Here is an 8,847-nt window from a genome sequence, read left to right on the forward strand (position 1 = left end):
GCCAATCCGGTGGGGTGCCGGGCCAACTCGGCCCGGCACCCCACCGGCAACACAACGAAAAGGGAAAGGGGAGTCCTTCGAGACTCGCCTGAAGGAGTAGCCATGTCTGGAAATCCTGACGCCCACGTTGACCGTACATACAACCAGATCGTGAACGCGCGTCGGTCATCGCGGCGGAATCATCCCGCGGCAAGCGGAAAGTCACATGACGAGAGCACTCATAGGCTCGACCTGAAGTGCTTAGCTCGGCCGAGCCGTGCCGCCAACCCATTGGGCGAGGATTTCGACTACGCCAAGGAGTTTCTCTCCCTAGACCTCAAGGACCTGGCACGCGACGTGGACGAGGTGTTGACGACCTCGCAGGACTGGTGGCCCGCCGACTTCGGACATTACGGACCGCTTGTGCTAAGGATGGCCTGGCACAGTGCTGGCACCTACCGCGTCGGTGACGGTCGGGGAGGTGCCAGCGCGGGAATGCAGCGCTTCGCCCCGTTGAACGGCTGGCCTGATAACCGCAACCTGGACAAGGCGCGTCGACTCCTGTGGCCGGTGAAGAAGAAGTACGGTCACAAGATATCCTGGGCCGATCTGATGATCTTCGCGGGTAACCGTGCGCTGGAATCGATGGGCTTCAAGACATTCGGGTTTGGTGGCGGCCGGGAGGAGGTATGGGAGGCCGACGAGACCTACTGGGGGCCAGAAGACAGGTGGCTCACCGACGAGCGTCACAGCGGCATCCGAGATCTGGACGAGCCCCTTGCAGCTAGCGAAATGGGACTGATCTACGTCGATCCGCAAGGTCCAGCCACCGTACCGGATCCGATAGCCTCCGCACGCGACATTCGTCAGACCTTCCATCGCATGGGGTTAAACGACGAAGAGACCGTCGCGCTGATTGCGGGCGGGCACACGTTCGGCAAGACCCACGGAGCGGCCGACCCCGGCACCTGCCTCGGTCCCGAACCCGACACTGCACCGCTTGAGCAACAAGGACTGGGCTGGACGAGCCGCTACGGAACGGGCAAAGGTGCAGACACCGTCACCAGTGGGCTCGAAGGGACCTGGACCCCCACCCCGACCAGATGGGACAACAGTTTCCTAGAGACATTGTTCGCCTACGAGTGGGAGGTGACGCTCAGCCCCGCCGGGCAATGGCAATGGATCCCGAGCAACGGTGCCGGTGCCGGCACCGTCCCGGACGCCCATGACCCGTCCAAGACGCATGTCCCCACGGTACTTACCACGGACCTCGCATTGCTGGAGGATCCGATATACGAAGCGATCGCGCGGCAATTCCTAGAGAATCCAGACCAGTTGGCGGATGCATTCGCACGGGCCTGGTTTAAACTCACGCACATCGACATGGGCCCAACCCAGCGCTACCTGGGGCCACTCGTCCCATCCGAACGACTGATTTGGCAGGACCCGCTGCCCGAGGTCGATCACGAGCTCGTCGATTCTGAGGATATCGCGGCGTTCAAGAGCCAACTGCTCGAGTCGGGCCTGTCGGTGCGGCAACTGGTCTTCACGGCGTGGGCTTCGGCTTCCACGTTCCGAAACAGCGACAAGCGCGGTGGGGCGAATGGTGCCCGCATCCGTCTCGAACCGCAGCGAAGCTGGGATGTCAACGAGCCTGAAACGCTGGTTACAGTGCTGGGCACACTTGAGCAGATCCGCAAGCAATTCAACGATTCGCAGCGTGGCGGCAAGAAGATCTCGCTTGCCGACCTGATCGTGCTTGGCGGGTGCGCTGCTGTCGAACATGCTGCCGCCAGGGCCGGTCACGAGATCGAGGTCCCGTTCCGTCCGGGACGCACAGATGCGACACAGGAGTGGACCGACCCAGAACAGTTTGCCGTGCTCGAGCCGAAAGCGGACGCATTCCGCAGCTACCTCGGCAAGGGCAACCGACTGCCGTCGGAAGTTCTGCTCATCGAGCGTGCGGACCAACTGACCCTGACTGCTCCCGAGATGACCGTTTTGCTAGGCGGCCTGCGTATGCTCGGCGCCAATCACAGCCAATCCCCCCTGGGCGTGCTCACCTCGAGACCGGGCTCGCTGACCAACGACTTCTTCGCCAACCTGCTCGACATGGACACCGTGTGGACGCCGAAGCCAGACGATGCCATGGTGGAGGCGATCTACGAGGGCCGCGACCGGCACACTGACGAGATTAAATGGGTAGCAAGTCGCACCGACCTCATTTTTGCGAACAATTCAGAGCTGCGTGCGCTGTCGGAGGTCTACGCGAGCCAGCACGCCGAAAAGAAGTTCATACGCGACTTCGTGTCCGCATGGCACAAGGTCATGGATCTTGACCGGTTCGACCGGTAACAATCCATTTGCCAGATGATGATGCGTGTTAGTTGGCAACGCAGCCGACTAAACCTTCACACATGCTGCTGACTGGACCTCTAGCGCTCCTTGGGTATCAGGACTTTTGACGTATGTCTTAAGTTTTTGATGCTCCTATCTTTGTCAAGACGGTTTTCTGGCTCTTGATTGAGCCACTTACCGTAGGTCGCAACGCATTTACGATCGCGGCATTTGTGTGCTCGGTGCGTGAATGGCTGTCGGCCAGGTGTCCGATGCTCGGGCTGCCTGAACCTGTGTCAGACCCAGAAGCAGGGCGGGTGCTGCGCAGATCATCGGTCGCGGGCGCCGGTCGCTGGTTGTGCAGGACTCGGTGGATCACCCCTGGCCATCTCCAGCAGATGGGGTACTTGCACGGCGACAACGAGCCCGAGCTCGGCGTCGATCTGATCGATTTCGTCGCTGAGATAACTGTGCCGGGCACCCATGCGCTTGAATGTGAGGGCAGTGGCGGTGATGGGATCGGCGTCGTCGCCGGACGGGCGGGAGTCAGCCAGCGCCCGAGCCCGCGCTTCGCTTCCCAGCCCGCGGTATTGGCGCGAATGGCGTCCGGTGCCGCGGTAAGCATGGCGTGGCGCTGACCTGGGCCAGCACCTCGGTCCGGCCTTCACGACACTGCTGCGAGCGGTGCGCAGCACGCGCAGGGCTTCAATGAACCCGTCGCGGGCGTAGGGGACCTAGCGCCGCGGTCGGCCTGAACGACGTCGGCTGCCTGTAGGCGTCAATCGGGTCGGACTTGCCGTGCAGCCGGCGGTGCGCCCGGGCTGGGGCCTGTTGACCTACCTGACCCCGGGACTGGTGGTCATGAAGGATCTGCTCCTCTGGCACTCGTGAACGCCGGCGGACGTGCTTGGCTGCCAGAACACAGAGGTCGTGGATGAGCTGTTGCGCCTCGCGTTCAGGGGCTCGTGTGAGCAGGAATCGAGAGATTGGAACAGGTGTCCTCAAGCACCGACATTGCCTCCCGAACGACATCCGTCGAGGGGAAGAACGGCCGGTTCACGCCGGCCATCTCTTCCATGACGCGGACCACCTGGCAGCTGTAGCCGAACTCATTGTCGTACCAGACGTAGAGTATTAGGTTCTTGTCTGTGGAAACGGTGGCGATACCGTCCACGATGCCGGTACGACGGGAGCCCACGAAGTCTGTGGAGACCACCTCGGGTGAGTCAATGTAGTCGATCTGTTTGCGCAGGTCCGAGTGCAGGGACATTTCACGAAGGTAGCCATTCACCTCGTCCTTGGTAGTTCTATTTTCGAGGTTGAGGTTGAGGATGGCCAGAGAAACGTCAGGGGTTGGGACCCGGATGGCGCTGCCCGTGAGCTTGCCTAGCAGTTCGGGCAGAGCCTTGGCCACAGCCTTCGCGGCACCGGTTTCGGTGATTACCATGTTCAGCGCGGCGGAGCGGCCGCGCCGGGAACCCTCGTGGAAATTGTCAATCAAGTTCTGGTCATTGGTGAACGAGTGGACGGTTTCCACGTGGCCGTGGATCACGCCGAACCTGTCATTTATGGCCTTCAATACAGGAGTGATGGCGTTCGTGGTGCATGATGCCGCGGACACGATCTGGTCCGTTTCCTTGATGGTGCCGTGGTTGATGCCGTGGACGATGTTCTTCAGCGATCCCTTGCCCGGAGCGGTCAGCAGTACCCGTGCAACACCCTTGCTCTGCAGGTGCTGGGACAGTCCTTCAGCGTCACGCCAGCGGCCGGTGTTGTCCACGACTAGGGCGTTGGTTATGCCGTAGGCGGTGTAATCAATGGTGGCAGGATTGTCCGAGTAGATTACCTGCACTTGGACCCCGTTGGCTGTGATGGTGTTGGCATCCTCGTTGATCCGGATGGTGCCCTCGAAGGAACCGTGAATCGAGTCACGGCGCAGCAGGCTGGCACGTTTGGAAAGGTCGTTGTCAGACCCGCGGCGGACCACAATGGCGCGCAGGCGCAGGCCATGGCCACCACCGGCCCTTTCAATCAGCAGGCGCGCCAGCAGCCGACCGATCCGGCCGAAGCCGTAGAGCACGACGTCGGTGCTGGTACGGTCGTCGCCGCCGTGCTTGCCCACGATCCCGGCGAGCTCGGCACGAAGGAATTCCTCCAGGGTGGCACCGACGCCCTCTTCCTTGAACTTCTGGTTCAATCGCGCGATGTCGATCGCGGCCGAGCCGAGCTGCAGCTTCGCCAAAGTGTTCAACAACGGGGAAGTCTCCTCCAGGAGCAGTTCTTCCTTACTTACCCGGCGCGCAAAACGGTGCGCCTTGAGAATGTCCACAGTGGACTTGTTGATCAAACTCCGGCCATGAATGCTGGTCACCACGTTGTTTTCGCGATACAGCCGGCCGATCACCGGAACCATAGCCTCGGCGAGGGCCTCCCGGCCCATCCATGTTTCGAGACAAGCATCTGGGGTTTGTCGCATCGGACTGCCTTTCCAAAAAGTGGTGAGTCTGGCATCCATCCTCCTGTCATTCGTGGGTAGGGAAAACGCTAATTCGGGATGGTTTAAACCACCCGTTTGGATAGGCAGCGGCGCCACATGCCAGAGGCCAGGGGGGACAACAAGTCCCCTACACCTTTGGCTCTGGCCGTCGACCGCAACAAGGACGTGGCAAGTGTCCAGATCCACGATCCGGTAGTTCTGCGCCATGTGTGAGAGCCTATGTCGGCTGGAGGCAAGATGGCCGTGTTAGATCACAGCGCAGTGCCCGCCAGCGTTGCGGTAACGGCAGAACGTCAACGATCATCGGCATAAGGGGTCGGACGGCGGCGTATCGCTTCACCGGCTCCCGACTGCCCCTGGTCCGCGTCATTCCCTGCGTCGGGGGCTACCCCGTCAACCGTCGCCACAGCTGCCATGGGCCGCACCCACGATATGGCCGCCAGCAACCGGGTACATGCCTCAGCCGCCCAGCGCGCTCTCGAACTCGGCGCACGCCAGCATTACCTTTGCCGCGCCAGCTAGCGCCACTGACGCCTACGCCAGCTGAGGCAAGGACCGAATCCAATTTTTGACCGACGCACGTACGGCGGGCCGATGAGATTAGCGCCATCCGAAGCGAAAAAATCAAGGGCATTATCTCGCAAAGATCAACGCCGCTGGTACCCAGACCGGCGATCTCCACGGCACGTTCCAAGGACCGGACCACCTTTCATCGCCGCCCACCCGCTGTTATGCGCCGCTGTCGAACCGGCCGTGGCGCACACAACGGGTGCAGGCAGGCGTGCCTACGCCAGCGCTCCCATCGGGTCCCACGCCGGCAGCACTGTGGGTTCGGCGTCCAGCGCCTGCCGCAGCTCCGGGGAGAGGCGCCCCTTGTTGACCACGACCTCGAAGACGTACTCGTCGAACCAGTTGTCGGCCATGGTGAAGAACCCCTGATCGCCGGCTTCCTCGCCCCAGCTGTTCTCCACCCGCCAGCGGCGCGTTTCGCCGTCGAGCACGTCAACGCCGGTCAGGAGCATAGCGTGGGTCATGGCCGATTCGCCAAAGCGGACACGCGACTCCTTATCCATGGCCAGTTCGGCATCATAGAGCCCTGCGTAGTCGTACAGGCGGGCATCCCAGATGCCGTCCTTGCGGACCATCTGTGGGCCCGTATCGCAGCCGAACCAGACCGGCTCGCCATCCAGAATGGCATCCTTGGCCAACCGCTTGGCCAGGCCAATGTCCACGTTGAGATAAAGCACCGGTTCCGCGTCGACCACATTGCCCAGGTGCTCAACGGTCAAGGTGGTTCCCTTCGGGTGCTCCGTCCTGGGGTCGTCGACCAGGCAGACATAGTCATCGAGGTTGATGGTGGTGTACTTGGCCAGGAACTGTTGCGGGGTCATCATGCCCTCGCGGTGGAAGGACTTCGCATCATCGGTGTATTGCCAATCAAAGGCCAGCGGCGGGGTGCCCAGGTGGAGTGTGAGAATCCGGTGGACCTCAGCGATGATCCGGGCCTTCGCCTGTTCCTGCCCTGCTGTGTCACCGTCATGGCGGAGCTGGCGCAGCTCCTGCGCCCCACGGCGCAGGAGGGAACGCAGGACGCGGTTCATCCGGCTTGTGTTGGACGAGGACTCGGTTTCCGGCATGGCAGATTTTGGCACGGCCCCGTACTTACGGAAGATGTTCACCGCCATGTTCCACTGGCCGCCGTCGCCCAGGACACTCTGCAGCAGGAACTGCACCAGGCGGTCGTCCTCGCCGCGTTCAGTGGTTTCCAGGATGGACTCCAGGAAGTAGTTAGCGCGCTCCAGCTTGTCGAAATACATTGCGTAGTTCTGGGAAAACTCAAACTCCTTCATACCCAAGGTCTGCTTGGCGCCGACGCGAAGCAGGTTCAGGGCTGCGAAGAGCCAGCAGCGGCCAGACTTCTTTTGGTTGGTCACCTTCCAGTCGTCGATGCGATGCGAGACGGGGGTGGACAGGGCCGTTGCCAACTGGTGGTCGATCGCGAGGTCGTCGACGCTGATGCGCACAATGGCATTCTGCTTCTGCTTCAGTGCAGGGTCCGCCGCGAAGGACTCGTGCAGGGCCGTGAGATGCCCGGCGGTCAGGGACGCGACGGTGAGGTCCATTGAAGTAGTCATGCCTTACGTTCTATCCCGATTCCGGTACTGCTGCAATCATTACGGTGATGCGCACCACACGCGTGCCGCACGCCCGCGCCGTTGTCGCCGAGGTGTTGGCCACCGCGAAGGCCCAGCGCTGGGACCCACAGAAGTCATTCGCTCCCTTGCACCAGCTCCAACATCCGCCCCTCCGGCTTCTCCCTCCAGCACACCAAAGCACGCGGACGTGCATGCGAGAGTTCGCCTGCGCTTTCAAATGAGGCCAGCTTTCCATTACGCCAGCACCCTTCATGAGTCCGTCTTTTTCTTGCCAAATTCGTTGTCACTCAATACAGTCTGTTACCTGTGTGATCTGTATTACTCCAGGGAATCGCGTTCGTTGGATGCATCGCGGGAGCACCAGTGCGCCGCCCGGCTCATGCATCGACTATGGAAGTAATCTGGACCGGCGATGCCCGCCCACGACTGCCGTTTGGCTGTCGTGGTAGACCGTGCGATTTCATGAATAGCCCTAAGGCGGTTTCGAATGCCAAGTGACCAGCGACTCCAGCCAGCATCCCGCGATTTGACCAGGTCCGACGTCTACGGCGCGTGGGAACGTTTCGTACAGGGCGATGACGATCTCTACGGCGTGCGACCAGAAGTGGCGATCTCATGGCAGCGATCCCGGGATCAGTACCGCGTCGACCCGTTTCTGTCCGAGGTACCTAACGCGGCGGTCTCACAGGTCGCGCACTCCCTCGACCAAGATGTTGTCTTCACGGAGCTGGGTTTTTGTGCTGCCACCATGGCACACGAGGTGTCCAACGCCGGAGGAGTTGTAACCATCGCCGACGCTAGCGGCAGGATCCTGACCTCCTGGGGCGACAAGAGTACCCGTTCAATCGCCAGCGCGGGCGGCCTCGCGCCATGGTTCTCTTGGTCCGAGGGTTCAGTGGGCACGAACAGCATGGGCACCGCTCTCGAAAACCGGCGCGCGGTGATGATCAGGCAATCGGAACACTGGTTGCAGTCCTTCCACGACTGGTCTTGCGGGGCCGTCGCAGTGCGGGACGTGGTGAGCAAGGAGCCGCTCGCCGTCTTGAATATCTCGTGTTGGCGCGGTGACCTACCGCCATCCGCGGGGAAATGGCTGGAGAGTGCCGCCACCCACACCCAGAACAGTTTGCGCAGGCGTGCCCACGACAGCGGCAGTGAACTCCTCGCCGCCTACGCCCATGCCCGGGGACGAACGAACGAGCCACTCGTCGCCGTGGACACGGCAGGTGCAGTAGTGATTGCCGACGACACGGCGAGCGTCATCCTCGGCGTACCCGCCAACACCCCCGCAGTTGACCCTGTGGTGCGCTGGACTCCGCAGCTCCCGCCACTCATCCACGCCGCTCGCTATGCCACCAAACGGGCGAGCTCAGACCCGGGATGGACCGGCTCGACTCAGATCTTCACCCCACTCGCTGACGAACCATCATCGATCGGAATTCGCCCAGTCTTCCTTCACCAGAATCTGATCGGACACCTCATCTCTTTCGGTGCCTTCGCTGGCGAGCAGTTCCCGCAGGCAGAAGCGGGCGGGGTCTTGCTGGGGCAATCCCGTCGAATAGTCGCCCTCCGCGAGGAGAACCTGATGGTGCTGCTGGGAACGTCAGAGGTCACAATGGCCAAAGCGGACGGCAACGAAGTGTGGCTGCACACGGATGAAGGCAGGCTACGGGCTGCCTTATCTGGCCTAGACAAACTTGAGAACGACTTGGTCGACACCGGTAGTTTCCTGCGAGTACACCGTCAGTATCTCGTCAACCTCAGCCGGATTCGAGAGATCGAACGTCGAGAAAAGGGCGAACTGGTTCTGGTCATGGACAATCCCGAGCGCACTATGGTTCCGGTGTCCCGGCGGAACACTCGCGCGGTACGTCATGC

5 protein-coding genes are annotated in these 8,847 nt (G+C 61.6%); 3 read left to right on the forward strand and 2 right to left on the reverse strand.

Going from position 1 to position 8,847, the window contains the following annotated elements; genetic code table 11:
• The first annotated feature begins 102 nt into the window (after window positions 1–102).
• A complete protein-coding gene (katG, locus tag RIF85_RS12930; RefSeq protein ID WP_309072309.1) occupies window positions 103–2,334 on the forward strand; it encodes a catalase/peroxidase HPI in 2,232 nt (743 codons plus the stop codon).
• Between the two features lie 380 nt (window positions 2,335–2,714).
• A complete protein-coding gene (locus RIF85_RS12935) occupies window positions 2,715–2,954 on the forward strand; it encodes a hypothetical protein (protein ID WP_309072310.1) in 240 nt (79 codons plus the stop codon).
• Between the two features lie 317 nt (window positions 2,955–3,271).
• Here the strand turns inward: RIF85_RS12935 and RIF85_RS12940 are convergent, their stop codons facing one another.
• Both RIF85_RS12940 and RIF85_RS12945 read right to left on the reverse strand, forming a co-directional pair.
• Entirely contained in the window at window positions 3,272–4,792 is a 1,521-nt protein-coding gene (locus RIF85_RS12940; RefSeq protein WP_309072311.1) for a glyceraldehyde-3-phosphate dehydrogenase, read from the reverse strand.
• 806 nt (window positions 4,793–5,598) lie between these two features.
• The gene (locus RIF85_RS12945; protein WP_309072312.1) at window positions 5,599–6,948 is read right to left on the reverse strand and encodes a C1 family peptidase; all 1,350 of its coding nucleotides are present in this window, start codon (window positions 6,946–6,948) and stop codon (window positions 5,599–5,601) included.
• Window positions 6,949–7,456: 508 nt separating this feature from the next.
• Between RIF85_RS12945 and RIF85_RS12950 the strand changes: the two genes are divergently transcribed.
• A partial coding sequence (locus RIF85_RS12950) for a LytTR family transcriptional regulator DNA-binding domain-containing protein (protein WP_309072313.1) occupies window positions 7,457–8,847 on the forward strand: 1,391 nt, incomplete at its 3' end.

The organism is Arthrobacter sp. (assembly GCF_031179385.1).
Classification (GTDB): Bacteria; Actinomycetota; Actinomycetes; order Actinomycetales; family Micrococcaceae; genus Arthrobacter_D.